The sequence below is a fragment of the Methylotuvimicrobium buryatense genome, from assembly GCF_005931095.1.
Classification (GTDB): domain Bacteria; phylum Pseudomonadota; class Gammaproteobacteria; order Methylococcales; family Methylomonadaceae; genus Methylotuvimicrobium; species Methylotuvimicrobium buryatense.
Map to the genome: position 1 here is coordinate 3,678,237 of NZ_CP035467.1, position 22,928 is coordinate 3,701,164.

At 43.0% G+C, this 22,928-nt stretch carries 21 protein-coding genes and 1 pseudogene; 17 read left to right on the forward strand and 5 right to left on the reverse strand.

The features are described from left to right. Positions 1-25: 25 nt before the first annotated feature. The 3 genes from EQU24_RS16380 to EQU24_RS16390 form a co-directional block, all read right to left on the reverse strand. Positions 26-247, reverse strand: coding sequence for a hypothetical protein (locus tag EQU24_RS16380; protein WP_017842548.1), 222 nt, complete (start codon positions 245-247; stop codon positions 26-28). Between the two features lie 128 nt (positions 248-375). Further along, positions 376-1,218, reverse strand: a complete 843-nt coding sequence (locus tag EQU24_RS16385) for a DUF6387 family protein (RefSeq protein WP_040575375.1) — start codon at positions 1,216-1,218, stop codon at positions 376-378. Between the two features lie 84 nt (positions 1,219-1,302). Next, positions 1,303-2,343, reverse strand: a complete 1,041-nt coding sequence (locus tag EQU24_RS16390; protein ID WP_017842546.1) for a tyrosine-type recombinase/integrase — start codon at positions 2,341-2,343, stop codon at positions 1,303-1,305. A gap of 792 nt (positions 2,344-3,135) precedes the next feature. On the opposite strand from EQU24_RS16390, the gene EQU24_RS16395 reads away from it, so the two are divergent. Continuing rightward, positions 3,136-5,085 carry a DUF3987 domain-containing protein gene (locus EQU24_RS16395; protein WP_017842545.1) on the forward strand — a complete coding sequence of 650 codons (1,950 nt, stop codon included), beginning with the start codon at positions 3,136-3,138 and terminating at the stop codon, positions 5,083-5,085. Between the two features lie 238 nt (positions 5,086-5,323). After that, complete coding sequence (locus EQU24_RS16400; protein WP_017842544.1) at positions 5,324-6,202, forward strand: ParB/RepB/Spo0J family partition protein; 879 nt, start codon at positions 5,324-5,326, stop codon at positions 6,200-6,202. 102 nt (positions 6,203-6,304) lie between these two features. Here EQU24_RS16400 and EQU24_RS22510 read toward each other — a convergent pair whose 3' ends face one another. Then, a complete protein-coding gene (locus EQU24_RS22510; protein ID WP_175421698.1) occupies positions 6,305-6,463 on the reverse strand; it encodes a hypothetical protein in 159 nt (52 codons plus the stop codon). 605 nt (positions 6,464-7,068) lie between these two features. On the opposite strand from EQU24_RS22510, the gene EQU24_RS16405 reads away from it, so the two are divergent. The 4 genes from EQU24_RS16405 to EQU24_RS23470 all read left to right on the forward strand — a co-directional run bounded on the left by EQU24_RS16405 (position 7,069) and on the right by EQU24_RS23470 (position 12,016). After that, on the forward strand, positions 7,069-8,103 hold the full coding sequence (locus tag EQU24_RS16405) for a YagK/YfjJ domain-containing protein (protein WP_017842543.1): 1,035 nt from the start codon (positions 7,069-7,071) through the stop codon (positions 8,101-8,103). Positions 8,104-8,945: 842 nt separating this feature from the next. Next, on the forward strand, positions 8,946-10,046 hold the full coding sequence (locus EQU24_RS16415) for a hypothetical protein (RefSeq protein ID WP_017842542.1): 1,101 nt from the start codon (positions 8,946-8,948) through the stop codon (positions 10,044-10,046). Between the two features lie 60 nt (positions 10,047-10,106). Continuing rightward, on the forward strand, positions 10,107-11,744 hold the full coding sequence (locus EQU24_RS16420) for a hypothetical protein (RefSeq protein ID WP_017842541.1): 1,638 nt from the start codon (positions 10,107-10,109) through the stop codon (positions 11,742-11,744). After that, complete coding sequence (locus tag EQU24_RS23470) at positions 11,720-12,016, forward strand: YkgJ family cysteine cluster protein (RefSeq protein WP_083877809.1); 297 nt, start codon at positions 11,720-11,722, stop codon at positions 12,014-12,016. Before EQU24_RS16420 ends, EQU24_RS23470 begins: the two co-directional genes overlap by 25 nt. A gap of 264 nt (positions 12,017-12,280) precedes the next feature. Here the strand turns inward: EQU24_RS23470 and EQU24_RS16430 are convergent, their stop codons facing one another. Next, the gene (locus tag EQU24_RS16430; protein ID WP_017842540.1) at positions 12,281-12,700 is read right to left on the reverse strand and encodes a hypothetical protein; all 420 of its coding nucleotides are present in this window, start codon (positions 12,698-12,700) and stop codon (positions 12,281-12,283) included. A gap of 406 nt (positions 12,701-13,106) precedes the next feature. Between EQU24_RS16430 and EQU24_RS16435 the strand changes: the two genes are divergently transcribed. From EQU24_RS16435 to EQU24_RS16485, 11 genes and pseudogenes are all read left to right on the forward strand, one after another. Beyond that, on the forward strand, positions 13,107-13,559 hold the full coding sequence (locus EQU24_RS16435) for a hypothetical protein (protein ID WP_017842539.1): 453 nt from the start codon (positions 13,107-13,109) through the stop codon (positions 13,557-13,559). Positions 13,560-13,591: 32 nt separating this feature from the next. Then, on the forward strand, positions 13,592-13,846 hold the full coding sequence (locus tag EQU24_RS16440; protein ID WP_017842538.1) for a WGR domain-containing protein: 255 nt from the start codon (positions 13,592-13,594) through the stop codon (positions 13,844-13,846). Between the two features lie 48 nt (positions 13,847-13,894). After that, on the forward strand, positions 13,895-14,155 hold the full coding sequence (locus EQU24_RS16445) for a CopG family ribbon-helix-helix protein (protein ID WP_017842537.1): 261 nt from the start codon (positions 13,895-13,897) through the stop codon (positions 14,153-14,155). After that, positions 14,152-14,436 (forward strand): annotated as a pseudogene (locus EQU24_RS23390) (type II toxin-antitoxin system RelE/ParE family toxin). The gene EQU24_RS16445 and the pseudogene EQU24_RS23390 overlap by 4 nt, the downstream one beginning before the upstream one ends. A gap of 115 nt (positions 14,437-14,551) precedes the next feature. Beyond that, entirely contained in the window at positions 14,552-17,617 is a 3,066-nt protein-coding gene (locus tag EQU24_RS16455; RefSeq protein WP_017842534.1) for an anti-phage-associated DUF499 domain-containing protein, read from the forward strand. Next, the gene (locus tag EQU24_RS16460; RefSeq protein ID WP_017842533.1) at positions 17,617-18,204 is read left to right on the forward strand and encodes an anti-phage-associated DUF3780 domain-containing protein; all 588 of its coding nucleotides are present in this window, start codon (positions 17,617-17,619) and stop codon (positions 18,202-18,204) included. Before EQU24_RS16455 ends, EQU24_RS16460 begins: the two co-directional genes overlap by 1 nt. Positions 18,205-18,375: 171 nt before the next feature. Further along, the gene (locus EQU24_RS16465) at positions 18,376-18,624 is read left to right on the forward strand and encodes a hypothetical protein (protein ID WP_017842531.1); all 249 of its coding nucleotides are present in this window, start codon (positions 18,376-18,378) and stop codon (positions 18,622-18,624) included. Further along, positions 18,621-19,037 (forward strand): type II toxin-antitoxin system VapC family toxin, encoded by a 417-nt coding sequence (locus EQU24_RS16470; protein ID WP_017842530.1) that lies wholly within the window; start codon positions 18,621-18,623, stop codon positions 19,035-19,037. Before EQU24_RS16465 ends, EQU24_RS16470 begins: the two co-directional genes overlap by 4 nt. Before the next feature lie 106 nt (positions 19,038-19,143). Next, entirely contained in the window at positions 19,144-19,395 is a 252-nt protein-coding gene (locus EQU24_RS16475; protein ID WP_017842529.1) for a UPF0175 family protein, read from the forward strand. Next, positions 19,392-19,889, forward strand: a complete 498-nt coding sequence (locus EQU24_RS16480) for a PIN domain-containing protein (RefSeq protein WP_017842528.1) — start codon at positions 19,392-19,394, stop codon at positions 19,887-19,889. The genes EQU24_RS16475 and EQU24_RS16480 overlap by 4 nt, the downstream gene beginning before the upstream one ends. Continuing rightward, complete coding sequence (locus EQU24_RS16485) at positions 19,882-22,902, forward strand: anti-phage-associated DUF1156 domain-containing protein (protein WP_017842527.1); 3,021 nt, start codon at positions 19,882-19,884, stop codon at positions 22,900-22,902. Before EQU24_RS16480 ends, EQU24_RS16485 begins: the two co-directional genes overlap by 8 nt. Positions 22,903-22,928: the final 26 nt, after the last annotated feature.

The following is a 22,928-nucleotide window of genomic DNA, read 5'->3' on the forward strand; positions in this document are numbered from 1 at the left end:
CGCATGGTCGCGGGTAACCCCAGACTTACGCGCCTCTCCGATTAGCTAAGCAGGAAGTAAACGTTGGAATATGCACCAGAAACTTTCTGGCGTTGACTTTGACGAACGCCTCTTTGAAACCATTGGCGTCGCGGTTTTTGAACAACCAGTTGAACTCAGATTCTTTCAACGGATTGTCGGGATGAGTTGCAAACCTGTCTTTTGGGCAAAAGTCGCCCAGGGTTGTTTGCGATGATGTATCGGTCATAAAAAAGCCTCACGGGTTGTTAAACATCGTGAGGCTATTTTGAAGGGTGTATGCCGTGTTTACGAGGGATGTAATATCATGATTTTAAAGCCGGTATAGTTCGACTAAGCTTTTATACCGGAATGGTTTTATGCGTTTTTCATTCCGTTCGTTTTTTCATAAGCCAACTGAAGTATCAGCGTCTCATATATTTTGTTCTTAATTAAAAGTTCTGCTGTTGGCTTACTTACTTTGCGTATTCTCTCAACGACATCCACATCATACTCATTAGGAAAAATTAACCTTGCCAATTTATGTTGCGTTATTTTTTTTCCTTCAATTTTTGCGATAAGCACCAAATCGAGGTACGGAATCACGCCGTAATTAACCCAGTAATCAAAATCGACCTGAGTAAGCAATTTTTTTTCGTGTTGACTACCAATTTTTTTTCGGAAACTTGTTAGCCACTTATCAAAGTCGTTTTTGATCTGTGCGTCTGTTGCGTTTAAATTGATAGTCACAAGCGCCTCATTCCAATAATCAATGTATTGCTTATCATTCAAAACGTGTGGTCTGAATGCCATGTCAAACAAATTTTTATCTTCACTTTCTGTCAAAGAAAATTCATCGTCATGCTTGCAAGCATCCCATATATGGCTAATGCTAGTATTATTTGCCATCCTCCAAACTTCATACGAGCTAAGATTATTGACCGAAGCAGTAGATAATGGGTCATTTAATATTGCCCTTGCCTTTACCTCGTGCCTGTAATAATAATTAGGATCGTCTGGAATAACCCCAGCCTTTAGTTTTGTCGCTATTGAAGATAAAAATCTATCTTCTTTATCTTGGGATATCCCTCTTTTATGCTCAACAACCTTGTGGTAATGCTCCCTTGCTTCAAGCTGCCATATCCAGGCCTCAACAGACATTGTTTTAAATGGTTCATAATTCCTTAAATCAAACCAGCTTGTATCAAACTCTTTAGCCACTCTAAACGTTCCATCAAAAGAAAAATATTACTAAGATCGTCGATCAATTGAATAATGACTCCACTGTTCGCACAGTCAAACAGATTATAAGCTAATCGATTTACTCATCGTCTCATTCAAAACTTGGGATTTATGTGCAGTTGATAAGTGGGTATAGCGATCAGTGCTGGCTAGGCTTTTATGGCCCAGAATTTCGGCAATTTCTTTTAAAGTCCGACCGTCTCTGGCCAGTGTCGAAGCAGTATCATGACGCATATCGTGCCAGCGGAAATCCTTGATATTGGCAGTCTTCAGACAATTGGCCCATTGCTTTTTATAATCAAAAGGTTTATTAGGGTCTACAGTTGAGGGGAATAATAAACAGTTACCTACTTTCCTATGCTTTTTGAGTTCATCCATAATAACGCCTGGAATCGGTGTATGCCGTGGTGTTCCATTCTTGGTATCGGATAACATCGCCAAACCTTTATCAAAGTCAATGTCATTCCAGCGCAATTGATCAAGTTCACCTTTACGCATGCCCGTCGTAAGCGCCATTAGAACTTTTAGATAAAACTTGCCGCCAATCTCTTTAGCCGCTTTGAGCAAACGAGGCTTCTCTTCGTCTGACAGATAGCGAACGACTTTATTGTTTACGGTCTGTGAACGAACTTTCTTGCATGGATTTTCATCGATATATTGTTCTAAAACCGAATCATCCTCTTGTTGCCGAGTGGCAAAATCCATAATTGAGGATAAAACAGCAAGGTAGCGATTGTAGGTAGCGGGGGCTTGTGCGCGTTTAGGCTTGAGCCTGAGGCGGATTTCGTCGGGGGTGATTTCAGTCAACAGCGTTTTGCCGAATTGATCCGTCCACCATTTCACCAACCTAGCACGGTCGTGGTCTTTTCCAGTCCACCAAGCCATGTATTCGTCAGCAAGCCGATCAAAAGAAATAGTACAAGGGCGAATTCCCTTAGCTTCGTACTCTTGATATTCAATAACGGCACGAGTACCCCAAGTACGGGCATCTTGTTTGCGTCGAAAGGTTTTTGTTTTGATTCCCTTACCTGACTTGGTAAGAATGGTGCGGTAACGGGTTTCGCCGTTTTTGAGATTTACTTTGATGATATGAAAATTTAGCATCTGTGTTTCCTCATGTTTGAGGTTAAAAACACGACTACCTATAAAATCACTGTAGTCGATGGTTTTAGTACACAGTTACTAAGGCTTTTCTATCCGTGAAAATCCTTTTCTATCAAAGATTTAAGATGGTGGGTCGTGTGCGATTCGAACGCACGACCATCGCATTAAAAGTGCTATACCAATATATATACTATTGATTTAATTGAATTAAAACAAATAGCCTTCACGTTGCTTTGTCTATTTGTGCACATCCTTGCATATCCGATTTACCCAGAATTTACCCACCGTTGTGATCGAACTGATCAATTGTCTGGAAGCTTTGCGTCATTCCCATTCTAGCTTGAAGGAAAAATATGTCTCTTCCGGATTTCCCGTGGTTGCCCACAACCAGTAGCAAACATAAACCGCATAAGACTACTACATGTAGTAGCTACCATGGCAATTCCTAGGGAGCCAAAAATATAGCTGATGTCAACTCTCCGGCAACCATCACTCCTTAACCCACATCAAAGCTAATAAGTCAATACACGATTGCAATTAAGCAACCGATCATTGGCCTTTCAGTGCAAATTTGTAATTTTATTGTTGCTTCCATTTCGAAGCAGTTATTTAACAATACTGACAGGTCAAAAAAATGAAGACTCAATTAATCGAAAGTAATCAAATTTCAAAGCCAAGTACTTACGGGCAATCCTCATCGTTCAAGCCAAATAAATCAATAAATATTAAATATTCGCAGAAACCATTCGGTTCGTCACACATCGGTTTAATATCATTTTTTGGGGAATAGTCATGTACGAAAATCAAGTAGACCGTAGTTACGGTGAGAAGATTGAAAATTTTAACGATATATATGATCTACATCTTCTGATAAAAAAAGCGGGGTTTATAGAAGAACTCGATTCAGTAAAATATAATTACATAAATCGAATCCTATATTCTCGTTACTACAGTTCGAATTATGGCATAATTGATGTGCAATTAAACGGCCAAAATGGTTTAATTGATATTGAAATTCCTAAAGGTATTATACTTGAAGGTTCGTTTGACTTTTATGTTCATTACTACCACTCTGGAAGTGCAAAAAATGCACTTAATTGGGAATCTGATCCGCGAATTAACATACATCAATCACAAACGCCGCCGCAGCAACTTATTCAAAATCAACAATACCAAACATGGCCGAACCAAACTCCTTCTCCCCTTCTTCCTCCCATTCAAAGCTATTTCAGTTATCCGAATCCAACCATTGATATTGATTGTTTGTTGGACAATTCAACGCCAAAATATTATTTAAACCTGGAAACTCATATTCACGACAAAGACTCCTTTATTTTATCATTGGCTGTATACATTAGCCACAAAACCGACATCCCTATTGGTACAATTATTGTTCTAACTTTGGGTCTATGGAGTGGAATGACGAGTAAGCGTTACCAAGTTTCTTATACAGATGGACGCACCGTTTCAGTTGGATTATATGTAGCTTTGGAACAAAATTCTGGAGCTGGAAAATCGCCTGCCCTTGAAATGCTTCTTGAGCCGATGTCAAATATGATTAAGCTGAAGATTTCTGAAATAAAATCGTGTATTGAAATACACGAAGGAATATTGGATAAACTTAATGAATCTCTCGCGGGATGTACAGCTAAAAAAGACAAAGCGGACAACAAGGAAAATATAGAAAGGTCGAAGAATTTTATTAAGAAGCTCAATAAAAATCTTAATCGATTGCAATACATGATGCCAATAACTAATACCACACCTGAAGCATTAGACGCTATGTTAACTGCTACGAATGGATTCTTCTTTGCTGCCTCAGCAGAACATGGATTGTTTAATTCAGTTTTAGGGCTACGTCATGGATCAAAACACAATAATAACGATTTGCTTCTTAACTCGCGAGAAGGAGGGTATGTGAATACTAATCGTGTTGGTCGGAAATCCTATAGTGGTCAAACTCGTGGCGCTATCACTAGCTTCGCCCAAGAGGGTGGAATTCGAACTCTATTATCTGCCAGTACTAATACTGGTTTAGCTGAACGTTTCCTTATGGTTAGTGAACCTTCATACATAGGTTTCCGTGACAGAATTACCGAAAAAGAAAATGGCGATCATATTCTTGGAAAGTACGCTAAAAAATGTGCATTTTTTCAAAAATATATCAATGGCGATGACGCATTAAATCATGATTCACTAATTACATTGAAATTCACTAATGACGGCTGGCGACATATTGCAAACTTTGAACAAGAATTAGAATATAAGATGCGTCCAGGCTGTGAGCTATCCCATCCCATATTGCAACGGGTAGTTGGCAAAACGAAGATGCAAGTCATGGGAATTGCAGCGAATTTGTATCTACTTAATGCAGAAAATCCGCCTGCAAATGCATTTGATGATCCATTCATACCATATGAGTTTGTTGTAATGGCAATAAACATTTTTAAGGAACTGATATTTGGCGTAAGAAATTATTGTGAACGCAAAGGTCTTATCAGTGATGTAGCGCAACTGACCGCTGTATTTAACGTATTTGTTGGCAAGGGAGAGAACGCCTCATACACAGATCAAGAGCTTAAAAAACGGTTGCAACAAGTAAAGCCATTCAAGGATATTGAAGAGCCCAGAAAGGCCATTCAGCGGGCGCTTGATTATTTTGAGCAACACCACGTACTTATTAAAGACGGAAATGGCAGGTACTTTAAAAACCCTGTTCGATTAAATCCTAATCGCCGATAAAAAACATTGCACCTACAAAAATGCCAAAAAACCTAGTTTAACTAGGTAAAACGCCGTTTTTTATAGAACGGCGTTAATAAATACATGCTTTTCGCTGGGGCTCATCAGTTTAGCCTTTTCCGGAGTCAGCGGCTTAATAGCTGTGGCTGCCTAGTCAATCTCGGCAGTTGAGCGGCTCATTCCGGCAACCTTAGCGGAATAAGTCACACATAACCACCAATCATTACTTTTCCAAAACATGCTAAACCTAGACGCTAAAGAAATCCTTTCCAATTTTGAATCTCAGATTGCCCTCAAGGGGCACTATTGCCTGATTGATGTGAATCTGATCGATCCGAATCCTGATCAACCACGCACCCATTATCCTGAAGAATCATTGAACAATCTCGTAAAGTCAATTCAGGAAAATGGCTTGCTTCATCCCATTATTGTTAAAAAATCAGGAGACCGTTATCAAATCATTGCAGGTGAACGGCGGTGGCGAGCTCATTTGATTCTGAATAAGAAACAAATCGAAGCCATAGTGAGGACAGTAGACGACCAAAGTCATGCGATTTTGGCCTTAGCAGAAAATATAGCCCGAGAAGATTTAAGTGATTATGAAATAGGTAAAGCAATTCGAAGCATTGAGAATAACTTCCCAAACAAAAAAGACCTCGCTGCTATGATTGGTTTAAATCGTACCGACATGTACCGATATTTGGCTTTCGACAGTCTACCTGATTTCATTTTGAACGACCTGAATATTAACCCAAAATTACTATCCCGCTCTGCCGCAGATAAAATTAAAAAGATATTAGTTCAACATAAAAATTCAGACTCAGTACTTTCATTTTTAGAAATTGCGTGGAGATTACTCAAAAGGGGGAAGCTTAAACAAACTCAAATAACTCGATTTATTGAAAAGAAACTCAAGGAAGTCTATGGGATAAATCAAGCTGCCACTGAAAACGTACTTCTGAATGAAAATGGCAACCAGCTTGGACGAGTAAAGCAGACAGAAAACTACTGGACAGTTCATTTGAATGTTGTCGGGGTTAATGAGCATCAACGGGAACAAATTCTTAATTTCATCCGGAAACTCCTCAATGAACAATCCGGAAGTGTCACAAGTTGAGACACAGTTTGAGACTTTAACCCGAAAAATCTTTTGTATTTCCAACGACATTAGCTGAAGCGCTGCAGACAGAGCAATGTCTAGTTCAATACCTATTATTTTTTAGCAAAAGTCGTAATCAGAAACTTTTGATGGAACCCATATAGATTCACCTGCTAAATCTGCTAATTTAGCAACTTTAGCAGGGTTATTTGATGTCATAAGGCGTTTTATTTTATAAGCATTAAAGATCTCTAATGAATAGGCATTAACGTCAACCATAGGTTGACATAGAGTTAATCGTCATCAATCAATACTCACCTTCAACTATTTTAAGCTCGTGGTTTGGTAGCCTTAAATCCACACATCCTAGTTAATTTAAGTTAAATAAAAAATAATCGCATATAGTATGAGCTTGCACTAAATAGGTATAAACAATAGATTTTGACTTTTCTGTAATCCTAGAGAAAAACATTCGTCTATCATCAACAGTTTCAGGTATTTTTTATCTAAAATGGATTAGGGATTTTATGTTATTAATATATTAACAAATGCATTCAATACCATGCTTTAGCATTCAATACCATTCAATAATAGATTCCAATAAATAACATTAAAGCATTCATAAGAATGCTGTTGTTACAATTCAATTTATATAATTAAGCACCTACAACTCAAGTTATCTCAGTTATGATCTCTATATCATTAAGATCATATAATAACCATCATTCACTCATGTCTGAATGGTTTTGACAACGACTATTAGTACAGTGAGTATTAGTAAATCTAATCTCATAGGGGATTGTTTAAAGCAATCCCCTATATTTAAATTTATAATTTGTTTGTGCAAGTTCATAACAGCTTCTTTTAACTATCGAGGATATATTATGGATTCATTATCTACAACACTATCTGAAATTGAACAACTAATGCACAGTATCATCAATCAACCAAATGAACCGCTGTATACGGTTGTCGATCAACGGAATGGCGTTATGCAAATCATACCGAGTCGATTAGCAGATACGATTACTAAAACTCTTAGAAGCCATTTTAGGCTATTGCAGGGGCAATTTCCTATCCATGAGCTTAATCCTTACGTAGATGTTTTCATACGTCAGGCGCTTTATTGTAATCTTTTGGAGAACATACAGCAGATTGATGCACTGAGAAAAAGTAACGATCTATATCAGGTAGGTGTTGATTACGAAATCATGGTGAAATTAATGACAGGTATTCAGACTTACGTCAATCAAATCAGGCAAGCTGTCAGCACTGATGCATTTAAATCTAAAATCAGAAATGCTGTACGAACATCGAAGAAAAACCAAGAAGGGATGATAAGCCTCATTGATTCATTGATTGCACGTTATGCCCGCTTACTAGTTGTCCGACTAGATATAGGTTATCAGCAAGGCAATGCCATCACTTGCGAAGAAGATATCCCCATTAAATTCCGCGAAGCCAAGTGCGATTTTGAGCGTCTTTTAAACAACGCTAAGAAAAACCAGTTGTTCAATCATGTTGTTGGCAAAATTTGGAAATTGGAATACGGTCCTGACAAGGGCTTTCACTATCACTTGATTTTTTTCTTTGATGGATCCCAAGTCAGAGAAGATGTCACGTTAGCCAAGTTGATTGGTGATTATTGGGTGAATGCAATTACGAATAATCGAGGAACCTATTGGAACTGCAATGCAAATAAAAACCATTACAACCAGTGTGGTATCGGCATGATCCATTACAGTGATCTTGAAAAAATCGAGAACTTAAAACAAACGGCGGAGTATCTCGTCAAAGTTGATCATTACGCTCGGATATTAACGCCTGATGGCAGCCATACCTTCGGTCGCAGTAATATTCCACCATTAACAGATCGTCTTGGCAGACCAAGGTCTTTTGATTCTGAGCAGGACTTCTAGACCATTCGGTTTGGTCTGTTTGGTGGGAAGTCAGCGATATAAAAGACTATGCAGTATTTAAGGAAGCGTATTTATATGATTTTATTAGTTTTCTTTTAGAAAACGAGATTCATTTTATTAAAAATTTGCCATACTTGCTCACTTCCTTCTTCAACAACTGAATCAACACAGAACCCTTGATTTCAGTAGATAGCGCTTCTAGAGTACTTATCCGGCTAGACTGTAAAAATACATTGGCGAGATTGAGGTATAAGGCGCAGTAGAACGAATAGCGAGTTAGCGTCCCTTATGATACGTATTTCAGAAAAAACCAATTAGGCGTAACCACAGAATTCGGAAAGAAATAGTACGCTAAGGCTTTTCAATGGTTCGCAGGAGGCTAAATTTGTTTAACATTCAAACCCAGCGCCCCCGCTGTAAAATTAAACTCTACACATCCCCCCAAGCAAATGCAAGTACAGCGTCGACGGCGCCACCTTCAAACGCACAGCCACTTCCTCAACGGTGATACCGGATCTGCCAAAATCGCCTTGGCCACTTGAATGTCCTTTTTGATCGGCCGTCCGCCTTTTTTGCCTCGGGCTGTCGTGGCCTCCAAGCCGGCCTTGGACCGCTCCCGAATGATAGAACGCTCAAACTAAAGCCTGCATCAATGGCATATCTATTGCTTAAATCGGACACATTTAACCTGGAAAAGACCCAAAATGTGAATTGAATTGCAATTGCGGCCTAAAAAAACTGCCATTAGTTGAAAAGTAGAAAAGGATCACAGAGAAAATCATTCTTAATGATACATTCAATTCACCGATGTGTAAAAACATCATCTAAATGGAGAATAAACTATGCCACTTCCAATAATTTTAGGCGCTGCGTCCCTCGCAACTGCCGCATACGGAGCCATAAAAGGATATGACGGGTATCAAAAGCACTCGGAAGCAGACAACATAATCAAGCGTGCCCAACATGGCTATGACCAAAAGAAAACCGTTTTTGACGATCAGGAGAAAGACACATCCCTTGCTCTTGAAAAACTGGGTGAAAAGGAGCTTGACATTGGAAAAAACCTTGGCGAGTTCAAGATCGTAGCTGACAGGCTACTCCAACAATTAAACACAGGGCTCCAGAATAAGCTGGAGATCAACGTTCCAAAACACGAACTGCAAAAAATCGAAAGCTACAGCTACACGGCAACCGGCGTGCTTGGCACCGTAGCTGGGGCAGGTGTAACAGGTGCTGCCGCTGGGTTTGCCGTCTATGGCGGCGTTATGGCCTTGGGTGCTGCTTCCACAGGCACAGCTATTTCATCTCTCGCAGGCGTAGCCGCTACCAACGCCACCTTGGCGGCCATTGGCGGTGGCTCACTGGCCACAGGAGGCTTGGGCATGGCTGGTGGCACGGCCATTCTAGGTGCTGCGGTGGCTGCACCGGTATTGGCGATTGCGGGATGGGCTTATAATAGCCATGGAGATGAGGCTCTCAGAAATGCACGAAAGGTAGATGGCGAAGTAGACGCGGCTGTTGAGAAATTGGGAAGAGCCATCGACCAGCTTATTAGAACAGGTGAGTATGCAAGCAAAATCAAGCATACCTTGTCATCAATATATGTCCAATTCAATCAATACTTCAAGAGCCTTAAAGAGATCGACGGCATCTTGCAAGACGTCAAGAGCCATAATGGTGACATGGATGCCGAATTGGCCAAGTTCGATGATGCAATCTTTCGAGTCATTGAAAATGGCTATGCCTTAGCATCTATTCTGGTTAATGTAATCACGACACCTATCTTTAAAATCAAAAAGGTCAATGATCAGATTAAGAAGGACAAGGAAGGGATTCCCGTAATGGAGAAGGATCCAGATGGCTCCATGATATTAAATGCTGCTGAATTAGATAAAGCCCTGAATTTGGCTGAATCTAAAGCTGAAGCAATTGAAACCGCCTAATTTTCATAAGGGGGAGATTCATTCCCCCCTTTTAATCTCTCGTTTTTTGTGGATATCCTCATGCAAGCGGAAGCAATAAAATACCCCTGGGCTGAAGAACTTGAAAAAACGGTGGTCAACAGCCTTACCACCAGTTTTGGATTGGATTTTCTTTTGTTCAAAGACAAAGAGGGTGGCGATGTTGATACCGTCCACAACGTTCGTAAAGGCGTTTGGTCCACGGATCAGGAAAAGCAACGTTATGAGCAGCAAGAGGGTTATGACAAAGATGTCGCAGCTGCTTATCACGAGCACAAAAATTATATAGATACTGGTAAGGAAGACAAAAAACTACAAGGACAAGGCAAACTCCACGACTCCTATCGCGGCCGTACCATGGAGAGCAAACATGATGAGCGCAACCTCGACCACGTGATCAGCGCCAAGGAAATCCATGGCGACGCAGGTCGAGTTTTGGCTGAACTGGATGGCGTGGAATTGGCCAATCAAAGCAGTAATCTACAATCGACTCATGCAACCATCAACAAATCTAAAAACTCAACACCTATCGACGATTATCTAAACAAACTGCCCGGCATTCTTAATGCGCGTAAAGAAACACAGGCCAAAGACCAACAACTTCTCACCAGTATGAAGCGCGATACGCCCAAGCAGCAACAAAAGGCTCGTGAACTGGAAGATAAAATCCGAAAGAATAATGAAACTATCAAACAGCTAGAGTCCATTGACCCAGATGAAATGCGAAAAAGAGACGCGGCAGCCAGGTCTCCCTATAACCAGCAGATTAATTTTGAATACTACACCAGCAGCAAATTCCTAAAACAAACAGCGAAAGCATCAAGTTTAGCCGGACTGAAGATGGGTACTCGGCAAATGCTTGGTATGGTGCTGGCCGAAGTTTGGTTTGAGCTGCGTCAACAGATCCCCGCGATCTTTGAAAAGAATAAAAAAAATTTTGATTTCGGAAAATTTATCGAAGGCGTCAAAGAGACACTGCAAGGTATATGGCGGCGAGTTCAGGCTCGCTTTAAGGATTTCTTGATTAGCTTCAAGGACGGAGCTTTTGCGGGGGTTTTGGGCAGTGCCACCACTACGCTGTTCAATATTTTTGCTACCACTCAGAAAGCGGGTATCAAGATCATTCGGGAGATATGGGGACATTTGGTCAAGGCTATTAAGCTGATAATCTTCAACCCAGATCAACTTTCCTTTGTTGATCTCTGCAAGGCCGTAGTTTCTGTGTTATCAGTCGCAGTGTCCACAGTGGTGGGATCGATAGTTTATGTACAAATGCTACCCTTGTGCAGCTTTCCGTTTGGTAGTGAGCTGGCTGCCTTCCTAGGCGCGCTGGTAACAGGTATAGTCACGCTAGGGATGAATTATTTTCTGCTGTACAGCAGTGTGGCCCAAAAGCTATGGACGTTTGTTGAATCCATCATGCCCCATGCCGATACAGTGAAGAAATTCCAAGCGATCAATGCGGAACTAGATCGTTATCTAATCGAATTGAGCCGTCTTGAATTCAACCTTGATGCAGATGAATTAGAGAGGTTTTCTTTTGAATTGGCTGCCTGCAACGATGAAATTCAGCGCGGCATGCTGTTGAAAGAGGAAGTCGCGAAACGGGGCATCGAACTGCCCTATGAAATGGGCAATACTGAAAGCACTCGAAAATGGCTAGCCTCACTAACCAAGTAATCCCAACATTCCCGTGCACTCAATGTGGCCTATGCTGCCAGCATGTTTACTTGGCCGATGAAACGCGGTTCTTAGATCGAGGTGATGGCATATGTCGACATTACAGTGCTGACAGTAGACAGTGTACCATCTATGATAAACGCCCGGACATTTGTCGGGTCGATCGGCAATATGTGCAACACTATGCTTCCCTGTACAGTTGGGAGGAATTCGTTGCCCTGAACCTGCAGGTATGCCGCCAGTTGGAAACTCAATCAAAGAACCTGAAATAATTTTCTATTAATCCAGAAATTAAAAAATACACATATTCTGAACACAGGACCGAGTTATTGACCAGAAGTTCTTCTGAATTACGCAGTAATTGACGCGTTCCGTAGTCGCTATGTTTTGTATATTGCACTTCTTGAGAATGGATGGGTACGTAAAAATCACGGTAATAAAATAGGCTTCAAAAAAACACACAGCGACCGATAGCCAGCAATCAATAAGGCATTCACCAGGCACCGGCCTAAAGCCAGTGCCTGGTGTTGTGTCGCTTAATTGCTAGCTTTTTCTACATACAACTGAAATTGATTGTACTGATTGCCATCTTGGCTTTTGCCTTTACCTATCAATTGAATAAGCACCAAATCGCCAGGTTGCGCATTTGACCTTTCCATGCCATTTGATATGTAGGTATTCATAAAAGCCGACACGACCTCTCCGTTTTCTCGTTCCACGATTACCGTTTTCTGTGGACCGTATCGGTCATGATGAAATTCACCAAAGCCTTTGATTGTGCCGATGAGTGGGTTATTGACTTCATGCTGCCAGGGAATGGGCTGTTCTGTCGACACTTCACCGGCGGCAATCGCTTTAAGGTGGGCAAATTTATCTTGTGCCGAGTTATTATTGTGGTTATCGAACATAGTTTGGAGCTCCAAAAAATTAATACGGACATCAATGTTGTTAATCATTCATTAATGCAATCTATGGAGTGTGCACACTCCATACCATTAGGGATTTTTTCTCGGAAGAAAGTGTTTACGCAATAAAGAACGGCAAGTACCATTGCCGTTCTTTTGGCCGGACTCTGGATTAATCAAAAGAGGACAAGTGCCGTGATGAATTTATCGTCATAAAAAAGCCAAGCAATTGTGACCGATTACACAACATACCCCCTCAGTTCTATCGAAGCAGATAACCTAAAAAACCTGTATTAAAAATAAGTTTTCGCAACATAAGCTCCGGTATACTTATGTAACTCAACTGTTGGATATTCATGCCTTGCTAGTCCATGAAAGTATTGCGACGACGCAGATTTACACGCATGCGGGACAGGAGCGGCTCAGTAAGCTGGTGGCGGATATTTAGGAAATAACGATGGGCAAAGCGAGCCGTAAAAAACACTTAAAACGACAACAAGCAGCCACGCTTCAGCAATACGGTGGGGTTAAATTGTCCGAAGCCTTGATTAATCTTTGCAAGCCTTACGATCACGATTTGCCTTTGCAGGGATACAAAAATCTGATGGCAGCGGCGGCGGTGGCTTGGAATATCGCGCTTCAACCGAAGGAAAAGCGACATGATATGTTATCGGACACACTCAATAACATGCCTTCAACTCAAAATAAATTTGAAGATGATCTAAATGAGTATATGAGCAATCCAAACCCCGAGAATCCTCCAGATTCAGTTGTTTACTTTCATCTGTTGAGCGGGTTGATTCAACGCAAAGATGAGTTATACCCCAACGATAATCGGGTGGTTGTCGATTATGCGATAACCGAGAAGGGCACAAAGCGCAATGTTACGGTGTCATCAGCGCTACCGTAAATGGGGTAGTCTGAACTAAATCAATACGAGTCATGAACTGCATCTACCTGGAACGCCACGATCCCGACCAAAACATGCACCGGTTCTATCAGATGTTTGTATCGCCCGGCTTAGACGGCGATTGGTCGTTGGTCCGGGAATGGGGCCGGGTAGGATCGCCCGGAACCGTGCGGAAGGATTGGTTCGATACCGAACCGGAAGCATTGGAAGCCGCTGGGAAAGTTTTTGATGCTAAGAAGAAAAAGGGTTATCGGGTTCTCATCGAGAGTCTGATGGTACATATATAAGGTATGGACTAAGATTACAACCGAATCGAACTGAACCGAATTACTATTATGGCCTCCACAGAAGCATTCACCGTCAGAACCGAACAAGATATCCTGTGTCAACTCGACAACATCGCCGAATCGCTGGACCGGTCACGCAATTACATCGTCAATCAGGCGTTGAAGGAATATCTCCAGCATCACGCCTGGCAAATTGAGAAGATCAACCAAGGCATTGCCGCCGCAGATCGCGGCGAAGTCGTCGAACACGATGATGTTATGCGCGAAATGGAAGAGCTGATTGAACGGAAAGCCCAAGGCAAAGCGTGAGGATCGTCTGGACCGAACCCGCCCGTCAGGATTTACGGGATATTTTCGAATACATCGCCACCGGAAACCCCAATGCCGCCCGTACTCTTTTGGCAGAGATCAAAGCGCGTGTCGGCGTATTGATCGATCAACCACAGTAAGGTCGTGCCGGCAGGGTTAAAGGAACGCGCGAGTTGGTTTTGACCGGGACCCAATACATTTTGCCGTATCGAGTGCAAGGTCAACAGATTCAGGTTTTGGCGGTGTTTCATGGCCGAAGAGTATGGTCTGATAGGCTTTAAATATTTGGATAAGTTTGTTAGCCACAAGCATTTTCACCAAGTTCGAAGAAAAAACATAGCTAATTTAGCCACTTAACACATTTAGAGAATTGACTAAAACAACAAGGACATCGTCATGAAGACCCTCCGCAATGCCTGTACGCTTCAACCGAAAGCTCTGGATGTCAACGTTGGCGATCAGATAGAGCAGCTCGATCAGATTATTAACGATACTGACGGTCAAGGATACTTTGCGAAAACTTTTATCACCGATGGCATGACAACCTTGCTGAGCAAAGGAATTGCGCGGTTAGCCGGAAAATCCAATGACACCGTGTTTCATCTGAAACAAGCAATGGGCGGCGGTAAAACCCACTTGATGGTGGGTTTTGGTTTATTAGCAAAAGAGGCCGAGCTGAGAAAGAAATTGATTGGGCATGTGCCCTATCAAGCGGACTTCAATCAAGCGCGTATCGCTGCGTTCAATGGTCGAAACAATCCGCACACCTACCTTTGGGGCGAGATTGCCCGGCAACTCGGCCAAGAAAAATTATTTCGTGAATATTGGGAATCCGGCGCTAAAGCGCCTGATGAACAGGCTTGGGTTGAGCTGTTCGAAGGCGATGATCCAATTCTGATTTTATTGGATGAAATGCCGCCGTATTTCCACTATTACAGCACCCAAGTATTAGGCCATGGCACAGTCGCCGATGTCATTACCCGCGCTTTTTCCAACATGCTCACGGCTGCTCAAAAAAAGAAAAATGTCTGTATCGTCGTATCGGATTTAGAGGCCGCTTATGACACGGGAGGCAAGCTCATCCAAAAAGCCCTGGATGATGCCACCCAAGAATTGGGACGCGCTGAAGTCGCCATTACGCCCGTCAACCTCGAATCGAATGAAATCTATGACATTCTCAGAAAACGGTTGTTTGTTTCACTACCCGATAAAAGTGAAATCGCCGACATCTCGGCGGTGTATGCCGCACGCTTGGCCGAAGCGGCTAAGGCAAAAACGGTAGAGCGGAGCGCCGAGGCGATTGCGTCCGAAATTGAGGATACCTATCCCTTCCATCCCAGCTTTAAAAGTATTGTCGCGCTCTTTAAAGAAAACGAAAAATTCAAGCAAACACGCGGCTTAATGGAGTTGGTGTCCCGCTTACTGAAATCCGTTTGGGAAAGTAAAGACGATATCTATCTCATAGGCGTTCAACATTTCGATTTATCCATCCCGGAAGTCAGAGAAAAACTGGCGGATATTTCGGAAATGCGCGATGTGATTGCCAAAGACTTATGGAATTCATCCGATAGCGCCCACGCGCAAATCATCGACATCCATAACGGCAACCACTACGCCAAGCAGGTCGGAACACTACTACTGACCTCTAGTTTATCGACAGCGGTTAATTCGGTTAAGGGCTTATCGGAAAGCGAAATGCTGGAATGCCTGATTGATCCGAATCATCAAGCCAGTGATTTTCGTGCCGCCTTCGAAGAGCTGCATAAATCCGCCTGGTATCTCCACCAAACCCAGGAAGGACGCAGTTATTTCGATCATCAGGAAAATCTAACCAAAAAACTGCAAAGCTACGCCGAAAAAGCGCCGCAAAACAAAGTCGATGAATTAATCAAGCATCACCTCGAAGAAATGTATAAGGCAAAATCGAAAGAGGCCTATGAGAAAGTATTGCCTTTGCCGGAGATGGATGAAGCCGAAGCCGCGCTGAAAAACGGTCGCGTTCTGCTAATCATCAGCCCGGACGGTAAAACGCCACCGGAAGTCATCGGCCGGTTTTTTGAAGGGTTAACCCACAAAAATAATCTCTTGGTTTTGACCGGCGATAAATCGTCGATAGCCAGTATAGAAAAAGCGGCGCGACACGTTTACGCCGTGGAAAAGGCCAAACCGGAATTGCATGACTCTCATCCACAGCGGAAAGAGCTGGAAGATAAAAAAATCCAGTATGAGCAAGACTTTGAAACGACGATTTTGACGGTCTTTGATAAATTGTTATTCCCGGGTAACACTCAAAGCAAAGACATGCTGCGACCCAAGGCCTTGGATAGCACCTATTCAACAAGCCAACCCTATAACGGCGAAGAACAGGTTATCAAAACACTGACCAGTGATCCGATCAAACTCTACACCAACATCACAGATAATTTCGATGCACTCAAGGCGAGAGCGGAACAACTGCTATTCGGCTCGCAAGACGAGGTCCGCAAAGTCGATTTATTAGACCGCCTCAGACAAAAAACCCAAATGCCATGGCTGCCGCCCAAAGGCTTTGATTTATTGATTGTCGAAGCCTGCCAGCGTGGCATTTGGGAAGACTTAGGTAATGGCTACATCACCAAAAAACCGAAACCCAAAGTGACCGAGGTCATTTTCACCGAAGAAGGCAGTCAGAGTGATAAGGGGGAGGTGCGCTTAAAAATCGAAACGGTCAATGCCGGAAACAGTCCGAAAATCTATTACCAAGAAGATGGCGCTGTTTCAGAGAACAGCCCGGTCCTGACGGATAATATTTTAGTCACGCAAGCCTTGCGGGTTCAATTTTTAGCCATTGATCCCACGGGTAAAAATCAAACCGGCAATCCCACGACGTGGGAGAACAAACTGACGATTCGTAACTATCTTAACGATAAGGCGCGGACTGTTGAATTGTTCGTATCGCCCAAGGGAGCTCTAAAATATACCTTAGACGGCTCGGAAGCCAGAAATGGCCTGGATTACACCGGTCCTTTCGAAATTAGCGATACGGAAGCTGCGGTCTACGTGTTCGCCGAATGCGACGGCGTGGAGACCAAAGCTACCTTCCGCTTTCCCCCGGTCGGCTCGGACGAATTGATTATTGATAAAACCAAACCGGCATCACTCGCCAGTACAACGCCGAAAAAATTGAACAATTCCGCCAAAACCTATGACGGTTTAAAAATGGCGAAAGAAAAAAACATCACATTCGAGCAAGTGATGTTGATGATCGGTTCCGGACCGAAGTCAATTAATTTGTCCTTAGGGGAGATAAAAATCGATGCCGACTTTATTGAAAAAACCTTAGCGCATTTGCAAAGCCTGGTGCCACCTGAATCACCTATCGTCATGAGTTTCAAAAAAGTCCATACGGAAACCGGCTACGACCTTGAGCAATTTGCCAAAAATTTAGGGATAGAACTCAACAACGACGAGGTGATTCAATAATGAGTCAAACCGTGGATTTCGGTGCGCCTGCTGAGTTCGGCAAGCATTGTTTCTATGTCACAATCCCCGCGAGCCCGAATGAAGCCGTGAGTGTGTTTGAAGACTATGGTTTCGATGGCGATGCGACACAGCGCGAGACCACGCAATGCCGGGTTCATTTAGCGCGAAAACTGTGGAACAAGATACGCGACGAAGCCCGGCGCGATTTTAATACCCGCCTCAAGGCAAAAAAACTGAATACCGGTACCTGGTCAGTAGGTAAAGTGAAACTGGATCGTTTTTTAGGACGTGAACTGTGTGTGTTGGCTTGGGCGGCGGAACATGCCGGCCTAGATGAGTGTTCGATTATTTGCCAAAAATGGCAAGCGTTACGACCGGAAGAACGCTGGTGGTTCTACACAAAGACTGCGTCCGAAGCCGGTTTAGCAAATCAAACCGATAGGGGTTGGCGCAAAGCGATTTACTGCGCCTTATCGGACGGTGAAGGCATTAAAATACAACGTAAAATGAAACCCGTACTCAAAAAAGCAAAAGATGAGCCGGAAACTTCATCACTACTCGATTTCGTAGAGAAAGGCGAGATTTAAGCGTGTCGATGATTTTGAAAATTTTTCCGATTTGTTAATTGAAAATTGGTTTTGTTAATCATAAGAAAAAACACAAGAAGCAGAGCTTCTAAGGTATGCGTTCCCAACGCAGACGTTGGGAACGAGATATGATTAACAGTGACTTTAAACCCGATTATCGAGGAAATAACCATGCAAGCCTACTATGAAATAGAGACTGAAATTCCAAAAAATCACCAACTTAATTTATCGTTGCCTGATGACATCCCAGCGGGTAAAGCTAAAGTAGCGATTATTTATGAATTTTCAGAGCCAAAGGATAATACAGGGATGGCTTTAACAGAATTTTTAAATAAATATCAAACCGAAGATATTGATGTGGATACACAAACTTTTGAAGAAAACAGAAAAACAAATGCGGATAGAGATTTTCGGCTATGAGTTTGATCTATTTGCTAGATACCAACACTATTTCAGAACCATTAAAAGCGACGCCCAATCAGCAAGTCATTGAAAATATAAAACGTTATCATGCACAAATCGCAATTGCGGCAATGGTATTTTATGAATTGGTGCGCGGCGCTGAGTTATTGCCCGATTCTAAAAAACGATTAAAAACAACCGATTATATTGAATCCGTTTTGATCAAGTTTCCTATTTTGCCCTATACCGAAAAAGCCGCTAAATGGCACGGTCAAACAGCCGCTCATCTTCAGCAACAAGGAAAAACCCCTCCTTTTGTCGATGCGCAAATTGCAGCCGTTGCGAAAACAAATAATTTAATTTTAGTCACACGCAATGTCGATGATTTTGCAAACTTTTCCGATTTGTTAATTGAAAATTGGTTTTGTTAATCATAAGAAAAAACACAAGAAGCAGAGCTTCTAAGGTATGCGTTCCCAACGAAGACGTTGGGAACGCGATATGATCAACAGTTACATCAAACTTAAGGACTAACACATGCAAATTGCTATAAACCTCCCTAATGATTTTGTCGTCTTACAACCGATCAATGAAATAGAACATGATATGCGGCTCAGTTACGCCTTATGGCTATTTAAGAATGCAAAAGTGACACTATCCAAGGCCGCAGAATTAGCCGCACTGGATATTTACGATTTCCTGGCTGAATGCAAAAAAAATGAAGTGCCTGTTATCAACGTGTCAAAAGAAGAGTTACTCGGCGAATTAGCGGGTATGAATGCATTATGATTTTAGTTGCCGATTGTTCCGCTCTAATTGCCCTATCAATCTGTGACCGTTTAGCGCTTTTAGATCAAATTTTTGGCCAGGTTGTTGTGCCGGAAGGCGTTTATAACGAAGCCACTCAACCCAATAAAAAGCAAGCAAGCCAACTCACAACGTATTTAAAAGACAAAATTCGCAAAGTGGATATGCAAAATTACGTCTTTTTAGATGGCTTTGCTGACGCGGGTGAAACGGAAGCCATGATTTTGTATAAACAAATCAGCGCAGACAAATTATTGATTGATGACCGACGTGGACGCAACATCGCAACACTGAATCAAATTGAAACAATCGGCTCTTTAGGCGTGTTACTCGTCGCCAAGCAACGAGGTTTAATCGACCAAATCGCGCCGCTATTACGTCAGCTCGATCAATCGGATATTTATTTAAGCAAACAATTGATTTCGACTGTTTTGGAATTGGCAAACGAAACACACTGGATGGATACAAATGCTTAAACCTTTGGAATGGCAAGACCGCCCCGCGCTGATCGAACACCTGTTCCCGGTACAAAAATTATCGGTTGAAAGTTATAAAGAACGGATGGCAAGTCATGGTCAACATCTCGTTTCGCTGGGTGCATTTTGGAAAGGCCGCAAGCCGCTGATTCTCAACAAAGCCTGTATCTTAGGCGCGTTATTGCCGACCACCGAGGATAGTCTGCAAGACTTGGAAATGTTTGAATTGCTGATGGGCATGGATAGTCAATCTTTGGCGATACGCCAAGGCCGCATTAAACCCAATGCGATTGCCCAGTGCGTTTCGGGTTTAATCGTTGCCGACTGGTTTGAAGTCACGCCGGAACACGCCGATGTGCCCGATATAACCCCGTTTGATGTCAACGACTTTCCGTGTGAAGTGATGCGGAACAATAAAAAGCAAACGGTGGCGCCTAAGTTAAGCTGGCGCACGACTATTTCGGAACAGCAAAAACTGCACTGGGAAGCGCAAGCCTTGCCCTATAACGCCTACCGTAGCAATGTCTCTATTGCCAAACGCCCTGAAGAATTGATCGATGAAGTGCATCGGCACATCTGGCCTCGAATCAATGCGTTTTACGGAACGAATGCCTTTTCCTTTCCCGAATTTATTGAACAAATCGGCATCGCACGCTTTGGGCATCGGCCTAAAGTGGCGGATGTATTCTGCGGCAGTGGCCAAATTCCGTTTGAAGCGGCGCGTTTGGGGTGCGATGTCTATGCCTCTGATCTAAATCCCATCGCCTGTATGCTGACCTGGGGGGCTTTTAATATCGTCGGCGCAAGCCCTGAACAACGCCGTAACATCGACAAAGCGCAAAAAGAACTAGCGGAAAAAGTGCAACAGGAAATCGATAAATTAGGGATTGAAACCGATGGTCAAGGCTGGCGGGCAAAAGTCTTTCTGTATTGCATCGAAGTGATTTGTCCTGAAAGCGGCTGGACAGTGCCGTTATTACCGACTTTTATTATCGGCCAAAGTTATCAAGTTATCGCCAAACTGAAACCCATTCCGGCGGAAAAGCGTTATGACATTGATGTGGTTTATGTTGCAACGGACAAAGAAGTGGAAGCCGCTAAACTGGGAACCATTCAAGACGGCACGGTGATTCATTCCCCGGACGGCGAAACGGTTTATCGCGTCAGTATCAATACGATTCGCGGCGATTACAAAGAAGGCAAAGACAATAAAAACCGGCTAAGACCCTGGGAAAAATCCGATTTTATGCCGCGCCCTGATGATATTTTTCAGGAACGCTTATATTGCGTGCAATGGATGAGACCGAAACCGAACAGCAAGCAATTTGAATATCAATTCCGGGCGGTATCCGAAGATGACCTGAAACGGGAACGCATCGTCATCGATTATGTCGCCAAACAGTTAGCCGATTGGCAAGAACAGGGTTTTATACCGGATAGTGTGATTGAAGCGGGCGATAAAACGGATGAGCCTATCCGAACAAGAGGCTGGACGCATTGGCATCATTTGTTTAATGCGCGGCAGTTGCTTTTTCACAAATTAGTTAATGAGCTATCTGATGCAACGGGAAAATATAATTTTTTCCAAGCGTTAAATCACATGTCTAAACTTACACGATGGCGCCCACAAGCTGGTGGTGGTGGTGGCTCAGCAGCAACATTTGATAATCAAGCTCTAAATACCTTGTATAACTATCCAGTAAGGTCAACTGGTTCTATCTCGAACTTGCTTTTGACGAAAGCCAATTCCTCGACGTTGCCTACTTATTCAAAAAAGTCTGTAAAATGTCATTCGGCACAACATCTTAATATAGAAAATGATATTTATATAACGGACCCGCCATACGGCGATGCCGTCAAATACGAAGAAATCACCGAGTTCTTCATTGCCTGGCTGCGTAAAAATCCGCCCGCTGAGTTTGCTCATTGGACCTGGGACAGCCGCCGCTCGTTAGCCATCAAAGGCGAAGACGAAGGCTTTCGGCAAGGCATGATTGCCGCGTATCGGAACATGGCGCAGCACATGCCGGATCATGGTCTTCAGGTATTGATGTTCACCCATCAAAGCGGCGCGATTTGGTCGGACATGACCACTATTATCTGGGCGAGTGGTCTACAAGTGACTGCCGCCTGGTATGTGGTCACCGAAACCGACTCGGCTTTACGCCAGGGCGCGAATGTCAAAGGCACGATTATCTTGATTCTGCGCAAGCGTCATCAGCATTTGGAGACCTTTCGGGATGATTTAGGCTGGGAAATTGAAGACGCAGTGAAACAGCAAGTCGAATCCTTGATTGGCCTGGATCAGTCGGTTCGCGCCCATCATCCCGAAGGACTGTATACCGATGCCGATCTGCAAATGGCAGGCTATGCGGCAGCGCTCAAAGTGCTGACCGCGTATTCGGTGATCGACGGCAAGGATATGGTGGTCGAATCCGAGCAGCCGCGCCGGAAAGGAATCAAAACCTTTGTCGATGAATTGATCGATTTTGCCGTGCAAACCGCCGTGCAATTTTTGGTACCGGTCGGTTTTGACAAAGGCGAATGGCAAAAAATGACGGCAGTGGAACGGTTTTACCTGAAAATGGCGGAGATGGAGCATCAGAATTTGAAGACTTTGGATAATTACCAAAATTTTGCCAAGGCCTTCAAAGTGCATCATTTCGACCAACTGATGAGCGATTCATCGAAAGCCAATTCGGCACGGTTAAAGTTAGGCGCGGAAATGAAAGGTCATTTGATGTCGGGTAACGCGGAAATGGCTAACACGCCGATGCGGGCTTTGCTGTATGCCTTGTTTGAAATTCAAAAAGACGTTGAAGTGGAGGATGTGTTGTTACACTTGATGGAAAACTGTCCGAATTATTTAGCGAACAAAAAACTATTAGCCAAAATGGCCGATTACCTGGCAGAAAAACGCGGAACGCTAAAACCCGGCAAGACTTTTAAACCTGACCAAGAAGCCAGCGCGGCACGTATTTTGGCGGAAGCGATTCGTAATCAAAGGGTGTAATTTGATTAACCCATACGATTGCTTGA

Bases quoted from the DNA above. Each gene is read 5' to 3' on its own strand.
- EQU24_RS23470 (WP_083877809.1), top strand. From the start codon at position 11,720: ATGGCTAGCCTCACTAACCAAGTAATCCCAACATTCCCGTGCACTCAA.
- EQU24_RS16485 (WP_017842527.1), top strand. From the start codon at position 19,882: ATGCTTAAACCTTTGGAATGGCAAGACCGCCCCGCGCTGATCGAACAC.
- EQU24_RS16430 (WP_017842540.1), bottom strand. From the start codon at position 12,700: ATGATTAACAACATTGATGTCCGTATTAATTTTTTGGAGCTCCAAACT.
- EQU24_RS16475 (WP_017842529.1), top strand. From the start codon at position 19,144: ATGCAAATTGCTATAAACCTCCCTAATGATTTTGTCGTCTTACAACCG.
- EQU24_RS16380 (WP_017842548.1), bottom strand. From the start codon at position 247: ATGACCGATACATCATCGCAAACAACCCTGGGCGACTTTTGCCCAAAA.
- EQU24_RS16455 (WP_017842534.1), top strand. From the start codon at position 14,552: ATGAAGACCCTCCGCAATGCCTGTACGCTTCAACCGAAAGCTCTGGAT.
- EQU24_RS16390 (WP_017842546.1), bottom strand. From the start codon at position 2,343: ATGCTAAATTTTCATATCATCAAAGTAAATCTCAAAAACGGCGAAACC.
- EQU24_RS16460 (WP_017842533.1), top strand. From the start codon at position 17,617: ATGAGTCAAACCGTGGATTTCGGTGCGCCTGCTGAGTTCGGCAAGCAT.
- EQU24_RS16445 (WP_017842537.1), top strand. From the start codon at position 13,895: ATGGCCTCCACAGAAGCATTCACCGTCAGAACCGAACAAGATATCCTG.
- EQU24_RS16405 (WP_017842543.1), top strand. From the start codon at position 7,069: ATGGATTCATTATCTACAACACTATCTGAAATTGAACAACTAATGCAC.
- EQU24_RS16435 (WP_017842539.1), top strand. From the start codon at position 13,107: ATGGGCAAAGCGAGCCGTAAAAAACACTTAAAACGACAACAAGCAGCC.
- EQU24_RS16480 (WP_017842528.1), top strand. From the start codon at position 19,392: ATGATTTTAGTTGCCGATTGTTCCGCTCTAATTGCCCTATCAATCTGT.
- EQU24_RS16415 (WP_017842542.1), top strand. From the start codon at position 8,946: ATGCCACTTCCAATAATTTTAGGCGCTGCGTCCCTCGCAACTGCCGCA.
- EQU24_RS16395 (WP_017842545.1), top strand. From the start codon at position 3,136: ATGTACGAAAATCAAGTAGACCGTAGTTACGGTGAGAAGATTGAAAAT.
- EQU24_RS22510 (WP_175421698.1), bottom strand. From the start codon at position 6,463: ATGGTTGACGTTAATGCCTATTCATTAGAGATCTTTAATGCTTATAAA.
- EQU24_RS16465 (WP_017842531.1), top strand. From the start codon at position 18,376: ATGCAAGCCTACTATGAAATAGAGACTGAAATTCCAAAAAATCACCAA.
- EQU24_RS16470 (WP_017842530.1), top strand. From the start codon at position 18,621: ATGAGTTTGATCTATTTGCTAGATACCAACACTATTTCAGAACCATTA.
- EQU24_RS16420 (WP_017842541.1), top strand. From the start codon at position 10,107: ATGCAAGCGGAAGCAATAAAATACCCCTGGGCTGAAGAACTTGAAAAA.
- EQU24_RS16440 (WP_017842538.1), top strand. From the start codon at position 13,592: ATGAACTGCATCTACCTGGAACGCCACGATCCCGACCAAAACATGCAC.
- EQU24_RS16400 (WP_017842544.1), top strand. From the start codon at position 5,324: ATGCTAAACCTAGACGCTAAAGAAATCCTTTCCAATTTTGAATCTCAG.